The organism is Neorhizobium lilium (assembly GCF_004053875.1).
Taxonomy (GTDB): domain Bacteria; phylum Pseudomonadota; class Alphaproteobacteria; order Rhizobiales; family Rhizobiaceae; genus Neorhizobium; species Neorhizobium lilii.
This window is the reverse complement of the sequence record NZ_SBIP01000001.1, coordinates 216042-234279: the sequence shown is the minus strand read 5'-3', so window position 1 is coordinate 234279 and position 18238 is coordinate 216042. Positions and strand designations below refer to the sequence as shown.

The window sequence follows — 18238 nt, the reverse complement described above, 5'->3', positions numbered from 1 at the left end:
TAATGGCATTGCTGGAACTGCTGGGCATGGGCCAGAAAGGCTGGGGGGCATATCTGCTCCTCGCAACCGTGACGACGCTTGCCGTCACGGCAACCGCGCTCGCCATCGGCGCGGTGCTTGGAACGGCCATTGCTGCCGCCAAGCTTTCGCACAGCCGCAGCCTGCGATTTGTGGGGCATGTCTACACCACGGTGTTCCGGGGCGTGCCGGAACTGCTGATCATCTATCTCATCTATTTCGGCGGATCCTCCGGCATTACGGCAATCGGCCAGTGGCTGGGCTATGACGGGTTCCTGGGACTGCCGTCCTTTGCAGCCGGCGCGTTGGCAGTCGGAATCATTTCCGGTGCCTATCAGGCAGAGGTCTTCCGCGGCGCCTATCATGCCATCCCGCGCGGCGAGATCGAGGCGGCGCTTGCCATCGGCATGAACCGCGGCTTACGGTTCCGCCGGATCATCATGCCGCAAGTTCTGCGCTTCGCCATTCCCGGCCTCGGCAATGTCTGGCAGCTCAGCCTCAAGGATTCGGCGCTCGTCTCTGTGACCGGCCTCGTGGAACTGATGCGTGCCAGCCAAATCGCCTCCGGTTCCACGCGCCAGTATTTCCTGTTCTACATCGTGGGCGGCGCGCTTTACCTGGTTCTGACCAGCCTGTCGGACCGGGTCTTCAACGGTGCGGAGCGGCGGGCAAACCGCAGCATGTCCGGCGCCACTATCGGCCGGGCTTGAGGACGACCATGGATTTCGCCTTCCTATCCTCCACCATGGTAACGCTGATCAAGGCCGTCCCGACGACCCTCATCCTGTTTTCGTTGTCGATCCTGTCCGGCGCCCTGCTCGCTCTTGTCATCACCGCCATGCGGGTCAGCGGTAACTGGTTTCTCACCGGCTTTGCCAAGGCCTATATCTTCGTCTTTCGCGGCTCTCCGCTGCTCATCCAGATGTTCCTGGTCTTCTACGGTCTCGGACAGTTCGGGGTGATCCGGTACTCGTTCCTCTGGCCTTTCCTGCGTGAGCCCATGGTCTGCGCGGTGCTGTCGCTTGCGCTTTGTACGGCTGGATATTCGGCGGAGATCTTCCGCGGCGGTATTCGTGCCGTTTCGACCAAGGAGATCGAGGCGGCGCGTTCCGTCGGCATGTCCGGCTTTCTGCTGGTGCGCCGGATCATCGCGCCCATCGCCTTCCGTCATGCGCTGCCGGCCTATTCCACCGAGATCGTGCTGATGATGAAATCGACTGCCCTTGCGAGCCTCGTGACGGTCTGGGAGGTGACGGGTGTCGCCCAGCGGCTGATTTCGCAGACCTACCGCACCATGGAGGTCTTCCTGTGCGCGGCACTGATCTATCTCGTGCTGAACTTCATCATCCTGCAGGCGATGAGCCTGCTCGAATATTCCCTTTCGCGACACCGGCGCCCCTATGCGGCGCCCTTGCGCGCCTGACAGGAGCTTGCCACCATGCCAGGCGTCACTCGTCTTTCCGTTCGCAACCTGCGCAAGAGCTTCGGTACGCATGAAGTCCTCAAAGGCATCTCGCTCGATGCGCAGGATGGCGACGTCATCTCCCTGCTCGGCGCTTCGGGATCGGGCAAATCTACCTTCTTGCGCTGCATCAACCTTCTGGAAACGCCGAGCGATGGCGAGGTCTGGGTGGATAGCGAACAGATTCGCATGATCCATTCGAAGACAGGCAGCAAGCCGGCAAGCCGCCGTCAGGTCGATCACATCCGCTCGGAACTCGGCATGGTGTTCCAGGGCTTCAATCTATGGTCTCATATGACCATCCTGCAGAATGTCATCGAGGGGCCGCTGCATGTCCTGAAGCGGCCGAAGGCGGATTGCATTGCCGATGCGGAGGAACTGCTGGCAAAAGTGGGGATTGCCGACAAGCGCCACGCCTATCCCGCTCATCTGTCCGGGGGGCAGCAGCAAAGGGCGGCGATCGCCCGGGCACTGGCGATGAAGCCGAAGGTCATGCTGTTCGACGAGCCGACCTCCGCGCTCGATCCGGAACTTGTGGGCGAGGTCCTGCGGGTGATGCGGGCGCTGGCCGAAGAAGGCATGACCATGCTGGTCGTCACGCACGAAATGAGCTTTGCCCGCAATGTTTCCAACCGCGTCGTCTTCATGCGGGAGGGCGTCATCGATAGCAGCGGTTCGCCGGATGATATGTTCGGGGTAGGCGCCTCTCCGGCCTTTCGCCAGTTCATCGGCCATTTCGGAAATCAGCAGTGACAATCACAATTGATGACGTATTGCGGTGGCGCGAGGTCGCGCGCGCCGCCATGGGAGAAGATCTCGGCCTGTCTGCGGCCGCCTGGGAACGCGTGGAGCAGGCCCGGCAGATTGTCGAGGCGCTGGTCGAAAACGGTACGCGCGCCTACGGCATTACCACCGGCGTCGGCGCCCTGTCGGATACGGTGGTGGATCGAAGCGCCCAGAGCCGGCTGTCGCGTAACATCGTGCTCAGCCATGCCTGCGGCGTCGGGCCTCTGCTCGATGCGCGGGAGGTGAGGGCGGTGATCGCCGCGCAGATCGCCAATTTCGCGCATGGCCATTCGGGCGTGCGGCCGCAGATCATCCAGCACCTGACACGGTTTCTGGAGCAGGACTGCATTCCGGATGTCCCGTCCAAAGGCTCTGCCGGCTATCTCACCCACAATGCCCATACCGCGCTCGTGCTGATCGGTGAGGGCAGTGCCCGGTTGAAGGGCGTCCGGATGAGCGGGAGAGAGGCTTTGGCCGCAATCGGCCTGGAGCCGCTGGTGCTGGCGGCCAAGGAGGGATTGAGTCTCGTCAACGGCACGGCCTGCGCGACCGGGCTTTCCGCCGTGGCGCTGCACCGGGCAGAGCGCTTGCTCGATTGGGCGGATGCCATCGCGGCCGTCACGCTGGAAGCGGCCGGCTGCCAGATGCCAGCTTTCGACGAACGGGTGCTCGCGCTTCGCCCTTCTGCGGGCATTGCCAAGGTCGGTGCCCGGCTGCGCGGACGACTGGCCGGCAGCGGCATTGTTGCCGCTGCGGCGGGCCGGCGCACGCAGGACGCGCTGAGCCTGCGCTCGGTACCGCATGCCCATGGCGCAGCCTGGGACGTGTTTGCGGAGACCGGGCGCGTCGTGGATCAGGAGCTTGCCTCGGTCACGGACAATCCGGCGGTCGCCGGCACGCCAGACAATCCTCTTGTCTGGTCGGAGGCGCATGCGGTGGCGCCGGCATTGGGGCAAGCGGCCGACAGTCTGGCGATTGCGATTGCACAGATTTCGGCAATGAGCGAGCGCCGACTCGACCGGCTCGTCAATCCTCTGGTCAGCGGGTTGCCGCCCTTCCTGGCAACGGATGCCGGCAGCCATTCGGGCTTCATGATCGCCCAGTACACGGCAGCAGCGCTCGTCAACGACAACCGACGGCTTGCCACGCCTGCAGCGACCGATGGCGGCATCACCTCTGGACTGCAGGAGGACTTTCTGGCGCATCCGACAGCGGCGGCCAACAAGCTTCTAGGCATCCTGGATAATGCCGAATACATCCTCGCCATCGAGCTGATGGCCGCGGTGCAGGCCCAGGATCTGCTGGCGTCCGGCGCGACCGCGGCTCCCGCCACCAGGGAGATCCGCGATCTGGTGCGGGGTTGGATTGCCCGTTACGACGACGACCGGCCGCTTCATGCGGACATGGAGTCGCTCCGCAATCTGCTGGCACACGAAGACCCACCCCCGCTGGCGTGAGAGCGTTCCGCATCGAGCAGGCGTGGCTCAAATGCTGAAGGCGGCGCCGATCAGGGCCTTGGTATAGGCGTCCTGCGGGGCATCGAAGATATCCTGCGTGTCGCCCTGTTCGACGATCTTGCCGTCCTTCATCACCACCAGATAATCGGAGATTGCCCTGACCACCGAAAGGTCGTGGCTGATGAAGATATAGGAGAGCTTGTGGCTCTGCTGCAGCGTGCGCAGGAGGTCGATGACCTGGCCCTGCACCGAACGGTCGAGCGCCGATGTAGGCTCGTCGAGGATAACCACCCGAGGCTTCAGGATGATTGCACGGGCAATGGCGATACGCTGCCGCTGACCGCCCGAGAACTCGTGCGGGTAACGGTTGCGCGCGGCAGGGTCGAGACCGACTTCCTCCAGTGCCGCCATGGCCCGACGATCGCGATCCGCTCGGCTGAGGCCCGGCTCGTGCACCATAAGGCCTTCCGTGATGACCTCTCCTACTGTCTGGCGCGGCGACAGAGAGCCGTAGGGGTCCTGGAAGACCAGCTGCATTTCCTTGCGCAGCGGCCGCATCTGCTTGCGGTCGAGGCGGGATATGTCGGTGCTGCCAAAACGGTAGATGCCCTCGCTGTGGATGAGCCGCAACAGCGCCCGCCCGAGCGTTGACTTGCCGGAACCGGATTCGCCGACGACGCCGATCGTCTGGCCCTCGTGCAGCCTCAAGGTCACGCCGTCCACCCCACGGAAGTAGCGCTTGCCGCCCGAAAAGAGCCCGCCGCCGATCTGGAAATCGACGACGACATTTCGGCCTTCGAGGATGACCGGGGCCGTCTCCGGCGGTGGCGCCTTGCGGCCGTGCGGCTCGGCCGCCAGTAACATCTTGGTATAGTCGGATTGCGGGCGCTCGAAGATCTCCTGCGTTGCGCCCTGTTCCACCAGTTCGCCGCGCCGCATGACGACGACACGTTCGGCAAAATGCCGCACGATGCCAAGGTCGTGGGTGATCAGCACGATCGCCATGCCAAACCGCCGCTGAAGCGAACGCAGCAGTGCCAGGATCTGCGCTTGGATGGTGACGTCGAGTGCCGTGGTAGGCTCGTCCGCGATCAGGATGTCAGGCTCGTTGGCGAGCGCCATGGCGATCATCACCCGCTGGCGCTGACCGCCGGACAGTTCGTGCGGATAGCTGTCGATCCGCCGCTCCGGTTCGGGGATGCCGACCAGCTCCAGCAGTTCCAGCACCCGAGCCCTCGCCTCGGCCCGGGAGCCGCCGCGGTGATAGAGGATGGGCTCGGCGATCTGCCGCCCGATCTTGTAGAGCGGATCGAGCGACGTCATCGGCTCCTGAAAGATCATGGTGACCTTGGCGCCACGCACCTTGTTGAGCTGGTCCGGGGCCAAGCCGACGAGTTCCTGCCCGCGATAAGTGGCAGAACCGCGCACCCCGCCATTTTTGGCGAGAAGGCCCATGATCGCCATCATGGTCTGGCTCTTGCCAGAGCCGGATTCACCGACGACAGCCAATGTTTCACCCGTGCGGATGTCGAGATCGATGCCCTTCACGGCATTCACCGTTCCGTCGGGCGTCGTGAAGTCCACCTTCAGATCTCGAACGGCCAGAATGGTCTGCTTGTTGTCTGTCATGCTTATCGGTCCCTCGGGTCGAGAGCGTCCCGCAGCCCGTCGCCGATGAAATTCAGCGAAAACAGGGTCGCGACGAAGAAGATGGAGGGGAAGATTAGGAGCCAGGGTGCGGACTGAATGTTGTTCGCCCCTTCGGAGATCAGCGCGCCCCAGCTCGTCAGCGGCGCCTGGACGCCGAGGCCGAGGAAGGACAGGAAGCTTTCCAGCAGGATAACCTTCGGCACGACGACCGTGACGAAGACGATGACCGGGCCGATCGTATTGGGAATGATGTGCCGCCGGATGATCTGCCAGTCGCTGAGGCCGAGCGCCTGGGCGGCGCCGACGAATTCGCGCCGCTTCAGGGCAAGCGTCTGACCGCGAACGATACGCGCCATATCCAGCCACTCCACCGCGCCGATCACCAGGAAGATCAGGATGAAGCTGCGCCCGAAGAAGACGACCAGCACCACGACCAGGAAGACGAAGGGCAGCGAATAGAGGATCTCGACAAGCCGCATCATAATATTATCCACGCGGCCGCCGAGATAGCCCGAGGTCGCCCCATAGACGACGCCGATGCCAAGCGATACGAGGCTTGCAAGCACTCCGACGGCAATCGAGATCTGACCGCCGAGCATGACGCGGGCCAGAAGGTCGCGGCCATTCGGATCTGTGCCGAAGGGGAAATACTCCCGGTTAAGCTGGCCTGCCACCTTGAGGATGCGGCCCTCGTTTTCGGCAGTCACCACCTTGGTGTCGCGAAACTCGTTGGCGCGGTCGAAATAGCGTGTCGCACGCGGATCGATCGGGGCGTCTGCGCTGATGGTGGCGGTAAAAGACCGGCCGCTTACCTCGAAGCTGTCGAGCTTCACCTTCGCCCGGCCGGCCACGCCTTCGATGGCGCCTCTCAGCGCAGATTCGTCCGGCCGCGCTTCGAGGCTCGGCGGAATGGTCACATAGGAGGAGAAGACCTGATCATAGGCATGTGGCGAAAACAGCGGGCCGATGTAGGAAAACAGCGCGATCAACAGCATCATGACACAGCCGGCCATGGCGGCCGTGTTGCGGCGGAAGCGGATGAAAGCGAGCTGGAACAGGCTGCGGCCTGTCGTCATGTTCTCGTCTGGAAGGGATGTGCTGGAAAGATCAGTCATGGCGAACCCTCGGATCGAGAAGGCCGTAAAGGATATCGACCACAAGGTTGAAGACGATCACGAAGATGGCGATCAGCACGACCGTGCCCATTACCAGCGTGTAATCGCGGTTGAGCGCTCCGAGCACGAAATATCTGCCGACGCCGGGAATGGTGAAGATGGTCTCGACCACGGCCGAACCGGTCATCAGCGCGGCCGCGCAGGGCGCAAGATAGGATACGACCGGCAGCATGGCGCCGCGCATAGCATGGGTTACCACGACCACGCGGGCGGGCAGGCCATAAGCGCGGGCGGTGCGGATATGGTCCGCGTGAAGCGCCTCGATCATCGAGCCGCGCGTCAGCCGGGCGAACACTGCAAGCTGGGGCAGGGCGAGCGCGATCATCGGCAGGATGAGGAAGGACAGCGATCCGTCACCCCAGCCGCCGGCCGGAAGCAGCGACAGCATGATCGCAAAAATCAGCGTCAGCACCGGCCCCACGACGAAATTGGGAATGGTCGTGCCGACGGTCGCAAGCGACATGATCGAGAAGTCGAGCACGCTGTTCTGGCGCAGCGCCGCAATCGTTCCCATGGTCACGCCTCCGACCAACGCCAGCAGCAGCGCATAGAAGCCGAGCTCGATCGAGTAGGGGAGGCCCTTGCCGATGAGTTCGGCGACCGTGTTGTCCTTGTAGATGTAGCTGGGGCCGAAATCGCCGGTCACTGCATTGGACAGGTAGGTGATGTACTGACGCCAGAGCGGCTGATCGAGCTGGTAGGTCCGCATCAGATTTTCCATCGTCGCGGGTGGCAGTGGCCGCTCGAGATTGAATGGCCCACCCGGGGCGAAGCGCATCAAGAAGAAGGAAATGGTCACGACGATGAAAAGCGTCGGGACGGCGCTGCCAAGGCGGCGCAAAACGAAGGCGATCATGCCTGTTCTCCTGGAAGACGGCGCAGGAGGACCCACGCCGCCTTATTCCGTTGAGTTACTGCGAGACGCTCAGGAAGCGGCTGAGGTGCTCGTTGGCAGCATTGTCCTGCCAGCCCTGAACCCGGTTGGAGACCAGCCAGAGATCCGCCTGCGTGAGGAAGGGAGCAACCGGCTGATCGCGCATCAGCAGGGTCTCTGCATCGTGAAGCAGCTTGGAACGGGCTTCGGGATTTGTCTCCGCGTAGGATTTCTGCATCAGCGCGTCGAATTCCGGGCTCGAATACTTGCCGTAGTTAAAGGTCTTGTTTGTGCTCACGTTGAGCGCGAGGAAGTTTTCCGCATCCGCGTAGTCGGCGACCCAGCCGGCGCGCGCCACGTTGAACTTGCCGCCTTCCTGGAGATAGGCGTAGTGCGAGGAGACGTCGAGGTTTACCAGCGACACCTTGGCGCCGAACGTGTTCTTCCACATATCGGCGACCGCGGTCGCAACGCGCTCGTGGTTCGGGTTCGTGTTGTAGCGGATCTCGATGTTGAGCGGCTTGCCGCCCTCGCCGTAGCCCGCTTCCTTCATCAGCTCGATTGCCTTGTCTTCCCTGTCAAGCTGGGAGAGACCGGCGAAATCGGCCTTGGACGGCTCGCCATAGCTCGCCATACCGGGCGGAACCATGGAATAGGCCGGAATCTGCGAGCCTCTGTAGATTTCCTTGGCCAGGAAGTCGCGATCGACGGCCATGGAGAGAGCGCGGCGGACGCGCACGTCGCTATAGGGCTCCTGGCGGGAGTCGAAGGCGTAGTAATAGGTGGCAAGCGTCGGGGAGACGTGCACCTGATCCTTGTAGCTGGTGCGCAGGCGCTCGATCTGGTCGGCCGAGAAATTGTAGGCGAGGTCCATTTCCTTGGCCTCGAAACGACGGACCGAGGCGGCCTGGTCGTCGATCGGGTAGAAGATGACCTTGTCCAGCTTGACGTTGGCTGCATCCCAATAGCTCGGGTTCTTGGTCACGACGAGCTGGTCGTTCGGAACATGGCTTGCGAGCTTGAAGGCGCCGTTGGACACCATCACGCCGGGCTTGACGAAGTCGGCGCCGTTCTTTTCGAAGCTCGCCTTGGAAATGGGCAGAGCGGTCTGGTGGGCCAGGAGTTCGAGGAAGAAGGGCGTCGGACGTTCGAGAGTGATTTCCAGTGTCCGGTCGTCTACGGCCTTGATACCGAGATCGGTCAGTGGCAGTTCGCCCTTGTTGACCTTTTCCGCGTTCTTGATCGGGTAGAGGATGTTGGCGTAACCGGCTGCGATCTTGGGATCTTCCACGCGAGCAAAGGAGAAGACGAAATCTCCAGCCGTCACCGCCGTACCATCCGACCACTTGGCATTTTCGCGCAGCTTGAACGTGTACTTCGCGCTATCGTCCGATACGGTCCAGGACTCGGCCGTCCCGGGCACTATCTTGCCGGCGGCGTCATAGATCGTCAGGCCTTCATACAGGTCCTTGAGGATGAACGCCTCGATATTGATGGATGTATGAGCCTGATCGAGCGTCTGGGGCTCGCCGGAATTACCGCGGTGAAGCACTGCTTCTGCGAAGGCTGGAGCACTTCCCAGCAGCACGGCACCAAACAGAACGGCTGTGCGCAGGTTGAGGACGCGAGATGACATTTGGATCTTTCTCCCGGTTGTAATCCAATCAAGCTGCAGAGTGAATGCCAGAAAACCTGCAAATGCAAGGCTGGACGAAAATCGCTGCTCATTGCCTGAAGCACATCACGTCATGAAATAACCGCTCTGGTTGCGTGGCCCTCCTTCTTAATGCTAGTGTGTCCGGCGACGGTGAAATCACGCCATCAGGCACGCTGCGCAAGGATCGGTCGGAGACGCCGCACCTTACGTAACATGTACAAAGTATGGGAACCGGTATTGTTTGGATAAGATTGCCAGCGAAGAGTAAGGCCCGATGCAAGATGCAGCATATGCCGCTTTCCTAACTTCAGAATCGGCAAAAAATGCTACTTTCAGACGAGCGACCATCCTGTGGACGGAGGTGTGGGGTCTGAAATGCAATGGGCTGAAAGTTGCTTCAACGAATGTTTAGGACGCCCGCTTTAGGCGCCGGCGCCTACCAATGTCCACATCTGCGCTTAAGCAGCCTTTTCTTCGAAGGCATATCGCCGACAATGCTGGAGATAGGCTGCCTCGTGCAGGGCGACCAGGTCCACTGTGCTGTTCCAGAGCCAGGAGGGTGCATCCAGGGCGCGGGACCGGTTCCGCTGCAATTCGGCAAGCCATGCAGACCTGTCCGATACGCTCAGCTGCCGTGCATGCGCGATGCCGACCACATGCGCAAGGAATTCTGCAACATTCAGCGCCTCGTCCCTTGTCAGGGTCTCGATTTCAAGCTTCAGGTCTTGCGGCAGAAGTTCGCGGACGAAGACGGACTTGCCCAGCAGCGGAGCGCTTGCCATCCGGGTTCCGAGAAACGGTGAAAGGTGCCGCGCGCCCATCACCACACGCTCGCCCTGATCGGCCGGCATATTCGCATCGGGAGCATGCGGAGCCGAAGCCTGGACGGCCTCCTTGATATCCATCAGGCAGTGACGCGCCGATCGGCCGCGGCCGACCTTCACCAAGGCTGCCATGCGCAGACGCCCAAGCGAACTGCAGCCCTTCCGCCAGTAGGCTGCATCGACCACTTTGACGTGGTCGTCCTCGCCCGGATTACGCAGGATGGTCACCAGAGCGCGCAGCCTGTCGGTGTCGAACAGGGCGCGTACCGCCTCATGTTCCTCGTTCGTCAGCGGCCAGAACCTCGACCCTAACGGTATCACAGGGTCCATCCCTTCTATGCGCTCGTCAGCCAGATGCTTCCAGGAGCGGCGGGAGGCCTGCCGCATGACGAGCTTGACGGTCTTGGGGACGGCCATCGCCTCGTCCGCAGTCTCGTGTTCGGCCTCCGGCGCAAAGGCGGCGCCATAGCCGTCCATCATGCGTTCCAGCATCAGCGCTGTGGTCACGCCCGGCAGATCCGAACTGCGGGCGGCGGTCGCGAGTGATAGCGCCAGCCGCACCAGATCATGGGCGGGGTTGCCGATTACTGTCTGGTCAAGGTCGCGGATCTGCACCGCAAGCGCGCCGGATCTGCTCGCAACCGGCCCTAGATTGCCGACATGGCAATCGCCGCAGATCCAAAGCTCCGGGCCTTCAGGCAAAGAACTGCGTTCCGAATTTTCAAGCCATTGATAGAAGCGCGAGGTGCTTCCACGAACATAGGCATGTGCAGAAGCGGCCATTTTTCGGTTACGATCGGCAATAAGAAACTTCATCCGATCGGCAGGCAGTACGGAAATTTTCATGAGGCATTCCTGAAGGGCGGGAGCCGGCCAGAGGCGACCGGCACCAGAACAATGGCGAAATAACCAAAGTGTTCCGGTCTCCTGTCGTGACTGGGCTGTTGGCTAAGCAAGGCAGCAATGCTTTCAGCCGGTGATCGCGGAATCTGAAACTTCCACGATGCAAAGGCACATGTCAGCCCTTCAAGTTTCGGACTTGCTGGCCGAAAAACGAGTGTTCGAGGCTGTGGGTACGCTTAGCCGCGTGAAGCAGCGGGATCGAGCACACCACCACAACGAGGGTCGCAGCGTAAAGAAGGCCCGGATGGTTTTTCAATCTCATTATAGACATCTGCCTCTTTGTGCGATTCGCAGAGGGTGCAGCGGCTAGCTGACGCTCAGCTGAAGAGCCTGACGGAACAGAAGCTCACGGTCTCATTCAGGTCATTGTCAGCATCTAGTGCCATCCCGCCAAAAACGGAAACGCCTGGAGCTCACCTTTGTCCATCGAAAGCCTTCGCCTGTCGGCTCGGCAACTTTATCGGCCGCAGATAGGCAGCGTCACGCTCGCCATCCTCGGCGCTCTCTTCCTCGTCGCGTTTACCAACCGCACTTTTTGGACGCGTGCTTATACTTATTTCGACAGTCATCTGGCGCTGGCGGCTTTTGGGCTGGGGCTCACCTGCATTTTTTGCGCCCTGACCGTCACCCTGTCCGTCAAGTACGTGCTGAAGCCGTTTCTTATCTTCCTGTTCTTCAGTGCGGCTGCGGCCTCGTGGTTCATGGACGGGTTCGGGACGATCCTCGACGTGGACATGATTCGCAACGCAGCACAGACGACGACATCCGAAGCTGGGCATCTGGTAACGCCGCCGTTCATTCTGCACATGTTTATCTTTGGGCTTGTTCCTTCGCTCGTGGTGTGCTGGTTTCGCGTCGAACACCGGAAGTTCTGGGCAAAGCTGAGGTGGAACCTGCTGACGATCGCGCTCCTGCTCCTGGTCGGCCTCGCCAGCAGCGTCAGCGCCTCCCGTAGCATCGCCTCCGTCACGCGAATGCACAAGGACCTGATCCTGACGCTCAATCCGCTTCTTCCGATCGGCAGCGCCGCGATGTTCGCATTGGCGAGCGAAGCTGACAAGAACATCGTGGTGCAGCCACTTGGAACAGATGCCCGTGTGGTGGCGACAAGTCGGTCGGGCAAGCCGCGCGTGCTGGTGATCGTCACCGGCGAGACGGCGCGGGCCGAAAACTTCTCGCTCGGCGGCTATGAAAGACAGACCAATCCAGAGCTGGCAAAACTGGACATCACCTACTACCCGCAGACATCGAGCTGCGGCACGTCAACAGCAGTTTCCGTGCCCTGCATGTTCTCCAATCTCACCCGCAGCAACTATTCGCATCGAGCAGGTCTTGCCAACGAAAACCTGCTTGACGTTCTCGGCCATGCAGGCATCAAGACGGAGTGGTGGGACAACAATACGGGCAGTAAGGGTGTGGCAGAGCGCACGGTCTACAAGTCATTCTCCGATGAGAACGATCCGCGCTACTGCAAGCAGAACGAATGCCTGGACGATGTCATGATCGCGCAGCTCGACGACTGGCTTTCCAACGTCAAGCAGGACAGCGTGCTGGTTCTGCACCAGCTGGGCAGCCACGGCCCGGCCTACTACCAGCGTTATCCTGCCGAGTTCCAGCGGTTCACACCGATTTGCAGCACGAGTGAACTGGGGTCCTGCAATCGTAACGACATCGTCAACACATATGACAACACGATCCTCTACACGGATCACATCCTGGCTTCGGTGATCAACATCCTGAAGGCGCATGAGAGCGGTCTTGAGCCAGCGATGATCTACATGTCGGACCACGGCGAGTCGCTCGGCGAGCATGGGCTTTACTTGCACGGCGCACCCTATATCGTGGCGCCATCCCAGCAGACGCATGTGCCCTTCGTTCTCTGGCAGGGCTACGAGATGAAGGCGGACATCGAGCCTGCTTGCGTGTCGGGCCGCGCCTTGCAGCCGGCCTCGCACGACAATCTCTTCCACACGACGCTTGGTTTCATGGCGGTTCGCAGCTCGGCATATCAACCGAAGCTCGACGTGCTGGCGACGTGCCGAAAGGGAGCGGGCTCATGACGATGAACAGCGTCCTTCCGCTGGAAGAGAAGCGCGTTACGGTCGAGACCGTTCCCACTGTTCACGCTGTGGCTGAAGAAGCTCCTGCCAAGGTGGTGGGTATCCGCCACTTGTTTGCCGCCTTCGGCTATTCGCTTGCTGGTGCGATGCGACTGCTGCAGGAAACGGCTTTCCGCCACGAGCTCCTGCTGGCGCTTGTTGTATTGGGATCGTTCGCTTATGCCGGTGCATCCATGGCTGCCTGCATGGTGCAAATCGTCCTGATCCTCGCGCTTTTCTCCTTCGAGGCCATCAACACGGCAATCGAGGAAATCGTCGATCGTGTTTCCCCCGAATGGTCGAAAACGGGGCGCCATGCCAAGGATCTCGGCTCGTTTGCGGTGCTTTGTATGCTGGCGGCAAACGCACTCCACGCCCTTTTCGTTCTATTCCCCTTGCTCCACGGATAGCCATGACGCCGCTTGCGGCTGGATCTCACCTGTGCAACGACAGCACATCCCGTCGGGGCTCTCGCCCTGACGGGATCTACAAGGTGAACATGAGCTGGCATGGAGCAGGCGGCTTGAGGGTTCTTCTGATCGAGGACGACGTGACGCTGGGCGAGGCGGTGCGTGACCACGTGACCAGCGGCGGCAACGCAGTCGACTGGATGACGAACCTCGATAGCGCCGCAAGCGCTCTCTCCACCACCGTTTACGGCCTGATCCTGCTCGACCTGCGCCTGCCCGACGGGAGCGGGATCACGTTGCTCAAGGATTTGCGGGCAAAGGGGATCACAGCACCGGTGATCATCCTCACTGCCCATGACCAGATCTCGGACCGCATCGAGGGACTGAATTGCGGTGCCGATGATTACCTGGTCAAGCCCTTCAATCTGGGCGAACTGACTGCCCGCATTCTGGCGGTCAGTCGCCGCTATAGCGGCCGGCCGGTATCCATCGTGAGGATCGGCGGGTTGGAGATCAATGCCACCGAGCGGCGCGTGACCGCCGATGGGGAAGTGATTTCGCTGTCGGGCCGCGAATGGGCTGTGCTTGATGTTCTGGCAGGCCGACCCGGCGCGGTCGTCTCCAAGGCGCAGATCGAAGAAGCGCTTTATGCCTTCGGCTCCGAAATCGAAAGCAATACGGTGGAGGTCTATGTGAGCCGGCTGCGCAAGAAGCTCGGGCACGACAGGATCGTTACCCTGCGCGGGGTAGGCTACCAGCTGGTTAGTGAGGCCTAGGACCAATCGACATTCAGGATTTGGAGCGTGGTATGAGGGAAAATCGTTCAGTTCGAGGAGTGAAACCGAAGGTGGATCTTATATCCATCGAGGGTTCGCGACGTAGAAATGGGCGATTTTCACCATATCCCTTTAGGACGCGGCGGATTTTGTCCCCGAAGACGTCGGAAAGGCCTTGTGGAGGGAAGGCTCCACTACGGACTTCCCTCCTGTTCAGCAACAAAATCCGCTCGCGCCACGCCCGAAACCTGAATGTCGATTGGTCCTAATGGCTCTCTGTCCGGCAAATGGTCCGTCTATGACGCGTCGGCTGATCCTGTCGCTGACCTTTGTCGTGACGGTCTTCTGGTTGCTTGCCGTCGGCCTCGGCGTTGTGGTGATGGAGGAAGAGTTCGCCGAAATCTTCGATGGCTCGCTACAGGATACGGCAGAGCGGCTGGTGCCGCTTGTGGTGGACGATCTGCAGCAGCGGGACCAACCGGCCACCTCGGCGCAACAGTTGGAGACCGGCAGTTCGATCGGCGATGCGGAATACCTCATCTACCAGGTACGCGACAGTTCAGGCAGGGTGCTGATCCGCTCGCATGATGCGCCCGAACAGGCTTTTCAAGCTCCTCTGAAGGCCGGCTTCTGGAAGAACGATACCTATCAGTTCTACACGGCCGATAGCGAAGATCACACCGTCTTCGTGCAGGTCGCGGACGCTTTCGCAAACCGAGTGGAGGCTCTCCACGAGGGCGCCATGGCGCTTTTCCTGCCGCTGATCCTGCTTGTTCCTGCCAGCGGCGTTGCCATCTGGGTTATAGCTCGTCGCGCGGTGAGGCCCGTGGATCAACTGCGCGGCGAGATTGAAACCAAGGATGGCGGTAATATGGAAGCGATCGACGCCGCCATGTTCCCACGCGAACTCCAGCCGATCGCCTTTTCCGTCAATCGGCTGATGATGCGGCTCCGGACCGCGCTCGAAGCCGAACGGGAATTTACCTCCAACAGCGCACACGAGTTGCGCACCCCGATCGCCGGAGCACTGGCTCAGACGCAGATGCTGATCGCCGAGCTTAAGGAGAGCTCCAACCGTCACCGCGCGATGCAGATCGAAGCATCCCTGATGCGGCTTAGCCATCTTTCGGAGAAGCTTCTGCAGTTGTCGCGCGCCGAGGCGGGTATCGGCTTCAACGACAAGCCCTCCGATCTCGGCCGGGTCCTCGACATGGTGGTCACCGATTTCCGGCGCAGCATGGCCGAGCCCGGGAGGCTCTTGTTGATCCGGTCGCCGAATGCCCGATTGATCGGCCCCTTCAGCGAAGATGCTTTTGCCATCGTCATGCGCAACCTTATCGAGAATGCGCTGATCCACGGTTCTCAACAGGAGCCGGTGGAGGTCCATTTCGACGACGATGGCGCGGTGCGTGTCGTCAATAGTGCTCCGGTCCTGGCACCGGATGAATTGGCGTCCATCCGCAAGAGGTTCAGCCGCGGCGCGACGACGGCAACCGGTTCCGGCCTTGGCCTCTCGATCGTCGATCGTCTGATGGGACAGATGAACGGAAAGCTAGTGCTTCTGTCGCCGGCAGCGGGCCGGAACGATGGGTTCGAGGCGCGGATAGAACTGCCGGACCTGGCATAGGTACGCAGCTTCAGCCCGACCAGTCTTCCCTTCAGTAGACAAGTTTTATACAAGCTGGCGCCGAAGCAAACTCATGGAGCGGCAGATGGCCTGGTCTCACCCCGTACCGCAGATCACCGACGAGGAGCGCCGTGGGCGCCTTGCGCAGTTGCAGGCCAGGCTTGAGGAGCGGGGACTGGCGGGCCTGTTGCTGGGTTCGACCGAAAGCCTGCGCTATTTCACAGGGTTGGTCTGGCACCAGAGCGAGCGGCTGATCGGCGCGCTGGTAACGCCTTCTCAAGTTTATTACATCGCGCCGGGTTTCGAAGAGAGCCGCATCGAAAGCCTTCCGCATCTGACGGGAGAGATTGCGGTATGGCAGGAGGATGAGGCGAGCGCTGCTCTCATTGCGTCTCTCGCTGGTCCCGTCGGCAAGCTCGCACTTGACGACGCGCTTCCGCTGTTTGTTTACCATGAACTTGCTCAGGTCTTCGGGCCCGACCGCCTTTTCGATGGCGGCCGGCTGATCAGGGACCTGCGGCTTCGCAAGTCGCCGGCCGAGATCGCGCTGATAGAATACGCCATGAGCCTGACGCTTGAGGTTCATCGGCGCGCGCATGGCATCATCAAGCCGGGCGTCAGATCTTCCGAGGTTGTGCGCTTCATCGACGAGCAGCATCGGGCGCTCGGTGCACCGGAAGGATCGAGCTTCTGCATCGTCTCCTTCGGCGCGGCCACATCGCTTCCGCACGGCGCGGATGGAGACCAGGTCTACCAGCCCGGCGACGTGGTTCTGGTGGATACCGGTTGCCGTCTCGATGGTTATCATTCGGATCTCACCCGCACCTATGTGATGGAGGAGCCGGACGCCGAGTTTGCCGCTACCTGGGCGATCGAGCGCGAAGCGCAGCAGGCCGTCTTCGATGCGGCCCGGCTGGGTACCGCCTGCGGCGGTCTCGACGATGCGGCCCGGCGGGTTCTTGAAAAGCACGGGCTTGGGCCGGATTATCGCCTGCCAGGGCTGCCGCACAGAGCCGGCCATGGCCTTGGTCTCGAAATTCACGAAGAGCCCTATATCGTGCGCGGAAACACCACTGTGCTGGAACCCGGCATGTGCTTCTCCAATGAGCCGATGATCGTCTTTCCAGGCCGTTTCGGAATTCGTCTTGAAGACCATATCCACATGACCGAGACCGGCCCGAAGTGGTTTACCGAGCCTGCGAAGAGCCCAACGCAGCCGGTAGGTTGAAGCGCTTTAGAAGCGTTGCGGCGAAAATGGCGTGATGTCGATTGCCGGCTGTGCGCGGCACAGAAGGTCTGCCACCAGCTGTGCGGTTCCGAACGACTGGGTCAGCCCCAGATGTCCGTGGCCGAAGGCGTAGATGACATTGGGGCTGGAACGGGCTCGGCCGATCGCGGGCAGGCTGTCCGGCAGGGAAGGGCGGAAGCCCATCCATTGGCGCCCGCCTTCCGTTTGCAATCCAGGGAGGAAGGCTTTTGCCTTTTTCAGCATCGCGTCGGATCGCGCATAATTCGGCGGCAGGTCAAGCCCGCCCAGTTCGACGGCGCCGCCGACGCGGATGCCGGTGGAAAGACGGGTGACGACGAAACCGTGGCCGCCGAAGGTCACCTGCGTCCGCAAATCGAAGGCGCCCGACGGCAGCGTCGTGTTGTAGCCGCGTTCGGTCTCAAGAGGGATCGCCTCTCCAAGGCTGCGGGCGATCCGATGGGAGAAGGCACCTGCCGCCAGTACCGCCTGGCCCGCATAATGAGACTGGCCATTGTCAAGGATCACGTCCACGCCATCCGCCACAGGCTGTATCGCCTTGACTTCGCCGATCCCGATCGTTCCGCCCTGTGCTTTGAAATGCTCCGCAAGTGCCAGCACGTAGAGCTTTGGGTCGGCAATCGAATACCATCCGGGCGTGAATGTGCCGCGGATGAAGCGGGATGCCAGTCCCGGCTGGATCTCTGCCATTTCGGCGGCGTCCATGTGGCGGAAAGCGACGCCATGCCGATCGCGCGCCTGCCATCCGGGCAGAGATGCGTCAAATTCAGTGTCGCTCTCGTAAACCTGCAGGTTTCCCTCCCTGCGCAGCATGCTGAGCGTGCCTGTCTCGGCAAGGAAGGTTTCGAGTGCCTTGCGGGACAGATCCATCAGGGAAGTCTGAGCGGCAGTGGAGTGAGCGACACGCGCTGGCGAGCAGGCTCGCCAGAACCGGTACATCCAGGGCGCGATCTGCAGGGCGTAGCGTGGAGGAACTGACAAAGGCCCCAGCGGGTCGAGCAGCCATCTCGGCGCTTTCCTGAGGATGCCGGGCGAAGCAAGGGGCAGGATATCCGTAAAGGCGAAGGCACCTGCATTGCCGGCCGAAGCGCCTGCGGCCGGCCCTTCCCGGTCAAGGACCAGAACCTTCAATCCGCGCATTTGCGCGACGATGGCGGCAGAAAGACCGATCACGCCGGCGCCGACCACGATCACATCCGGACGGCTCATCTGGCCATACCTCCTGGCACGGAGGCCCCTCGCGAGGAAGCGCC

The 18238-nt window shown here is 61.5% G+C and carries 15 protein-coding genes; 9 read left to right on the top strand and 6 right to left on the bottom strand.

Annotation, left to right across the window (positions count from 1 at the left end):
* Nucleotides 1-2: 2 nt before the first annotated feature.
* From EPK99_RS01055 to EPK99_RS01040, 4 genes are read left to right on the top strand one after another with little or no spacing between them, the layout of a single operon-like run.
* Nucleotides 3-728, top strand: coding sequence for an ABC transporter permease (locus EPK99_RS01055; protein WP_128440785.1), 726 nt, complete (start codon nt 3-5; stop codon nt 726-728).
* A gap of 8 nt (nt 729-736) precedes the next feature.
* Nucleotides 737-1441 (top strand): ABC transporter permease, encoded by a 705-nt coding sequence (locus EPK99_RS01050; RefSeq protein ID WP_128440784.1) that lies wholly within the window; start codon nt 737-739, stop codon nt 1439-1441.
* 15 nt (nt 1442-1456) lie between these two features.
* Complete coding sequence (locus EPK99_RS01045) at nt 1457-2233, top strand: ABC transporter ATP-binding protein (RefSeq protein ID WP_128440783.1); 777 nt, start codon at nt 1457-1459, stop codon at nt 2231-2233.
* Entirely contained in the window at nt 2230-3723 is a 1494-nt protein-coding gene (locus EPK99_RS01040) for an HAL/PAL/TAL family ammonia-lyase (RefSeq protein WP_128440782.1), read from the top strand. The genes EPK99_RS01045 and EPK99_RS01040 overlap by 4 nt, the downstream gene beginning before the upstream one ends.
* A 27-nt stretch (nt 3724-3750) precedes the next feature.
* On the opposite strand, the gene EPK99_RS01035 is transcribed toward EPK99_RS01040, so the two are convergent.
* From EPK99_RS01035 to EPK99_RS01015, 5 genes are all read right to left on the bottom strand, one after another.
* Entirely contained in the window at nt 3751-5352 is a 1602-nt protein-coding gene (locus tag EPK99_RS01035) for an ABC transporter ATP-binding protein (protein ID WP_128440781.1), read from the bottom strand.
* A gap of 2 nt (nt 5353-5354) precedes the next feature.
* Nucleotides 5355-6488 carry an ABC transporter permease gene (locus EPK99_RS01030; RefSeq protein ID WP_128440780.1) on the bottom strand — a complete coding sequence of 378 codons (1134 nt, stop codon included), beginning with the start codon at nt 6486-6488 and terminating at the stop codon, nt 5355-5357.
* Nucleotides 6481-7404 (bottom strand): oligopeptide ABC transporter permease OppB, encoded by a 924-nt coding sequence (oppB, locus tag EPK99_RS01025; protein ID WP_128440779.1) that lies wholly within the window; start codon nt 7402-7404, stop codon nt 6481-6483. Before oppB ends, EPK99_RS01030 begins: the two co-directional genes overlap by 8 nt.
* 55 nt (nt 7405-7459) lie before the next feature.
* Complete coding sequence (locus EPK99_RS01020) at nt 7460-9058, bottom strand: peptide ABC transporter substrate-binding protein (protein WP_128440778.1); 1599 nt, start codon at nt 9056-9058, stop codon at nt 7460-7462.
* Nucleotides 9059-9537: 479 nt separating this feature from the next.
* Nucleotides 9538-10749 carry a DUF2252 family protein gene (locus EPK99_RS01015; RefSeq protein ID WP_128440777.1) on the bottom strand — a complete coding sequence of 404 codons (1212 nt, stop codon included), beginning with the start codon at nt 10747-10749 and terminating at the stop codon, nt 9538-9540.
* A gap of 476 nt (nt 10750-11225) precedes the next feature.
* Between EPK99_RS01015 and EPK99_RS01010 the strand changes: the two genes are divergently transcribed.
* From EPK99_RS01010 to EPK99_RS00990, 5 genes are all read left to right on the top strand, one after another.
* The gene (locus tag EPK99_RS01010; protein ID WP_245455580.1) at nt 11226-12866 is read left to right on the top strand and encodes a phosphoethanolamine transferase; all 1641 of its coding nucleotides are present in this window, start codon (nt 11226-11228) and stop codon (nt 12864-12866) included.
* Entirely contained in the window at nt 12863-13315 is a 453-nt protein-coding gene (locus tag EPK99_RS01005) for a diacylglycerol kinase (RefSeq protein WP_245455578.1), read from the top strand. Before EPK99_RS01010 ends, EPK99_RS01005 begins: the two co-directional genes overlap by 4 nt.
* Before the next feature lie 113 nt (nt 13316-13428).
* A complete protein-coding gene (locus tag EPK99_RS01000) occupies nt 13429-14091 on the top strand; it encodes a response regulator (RefSeq protein ID WP_128442100.1) in 663 nt (220 codons plus the stop codon).
* Nucleotides 14092-14389: 298 nt separating this feature from the next.
* Nucleotides 14390-15718, top strand: coding sequence for a sensor histidine kinase (locus EPK99_RS00995; RefSeq protein ID WP_128440776.1), 1329 nt, complete (start codon nt 14390-14392; stop codon nt 15716-15718).
* 85 nt (nt 15719-15803) lie between these two features.
* On the top strand, nt 15804-16946 hold the full coding sequence (locus EPK99_RS00990) for a M24 family metallopeptidase (RefSeq protein WP_128440775.1): 1143 nt from the start codon (nt 15804-15806) through the stop codon (nt 16944-16946).
* A 6-nt stretch (nt 16947-16952) separates the two neighbouring features.
* On the opposite strand, the gene EPK99_RS00985 is transcribed toward EPK99_RS00990, so the two are convergent.
* A complete protein-coding gene (locus EPK99_RS00985) occupies nt 16953-18194 on the bottom strand; it encodes an NAD(P)/FAD-dependent oxidoreductase (RefSeq protein WP_128440774.1) in 1242 nt (413 codons plus the stop codon).
* Between the last annotated feature and the right edge of the window lie 44 nt (nt 18195-18238).

Excerpts from the sequence above, each read along its gene's own strand:
- EPK99_RS00990 (WP_128440775.1), top strand. The coding sequence starts at position 15,804 with ATGGCCTGGTCTCACCCCGTACCGCAGATCACCGACGAGGAGCGCCGT.
- EPK99_RS01055 (WP_128440785.1), top strand. The coding sequence starts at position 3 with ATGGCATTGCTGGAACTGCTGGGCATGGGCCAGAAAGGCTGGGGGGCA.
- EPK99_RS01005 (WP_245455578.1), top strand. The coding sequence starts at position 12,863 with ATGACGATGAACAGCGTCCTTCCGCTGGAAGAGAAGCGCGTTACGGTC.
- EPK99_RS01015 (WP_128440777.1), bottom strand. The coding sequence starts at position 10,749 with ATGAAAATTTCCGTACTGCCTGCCGATCGGATGAAGTTTCTTATTGCC.
- EPK99_RS00985 (WP_128440774.1), bottom strand. The coding sequence starts at position 18,194 with ATGAGCCGTCCGGATGTGATCGTGGTCGGCGCCGGCGTGATCGGTCTT.
- EPK99_RS00995 (WP_128440776.1), top strand. The coding sequence starts at position 14,390 with ATGACGCGTCGGCTGATCCTGTCGCTGACCTTTGTCGTGACGGTCTTC.
- EPK99_RS01030 (WP_128440780.1), bottom strand. The coding sequence starts at position 6,488 with ATGACTGATCTTTCCAGCACATCCCTTCCAGACGAGAACATGACGACA.
- EPK99_RS01020 (WP_128440778.1), bottom strand. The coding sequence starts at position 9,058 with ATGTCATCTCGCGTCCTCAACCTGCGCACAGCCGTTCTGTTTGGTGCC.
- EPK99_RS01035 (WP_128440781.1), bottom strand. The coding sequence starts at position 5,352 with ATGACAGACAACAAGCAGACCATTCTGGCCGTTCGAGATCTGAAGGTG.
- EPK99_RS01045 (WP_128440783.1), top strand. The coding sequence starts at position 1,457 with ATGCCAGGCGTCACTCGTCTTTCCGTTCGCAACCTGCGCAAGAGCTTC.
- EPK99_RS01050 (WP_128440784.1), top strand. The coding sequence starts at position 737 with ATGGATTTCGCCTTCCTATCCTCCACCATGGTAACGCTGATCAAGGCC.
- oppB (WP_128440779.1), bottom strand. The coding sequence starts at position 7,404 with ATGATCGCCTTCGTTTTGCGCCGCCTTGGCAGCGCCGTCCCGACGCTT.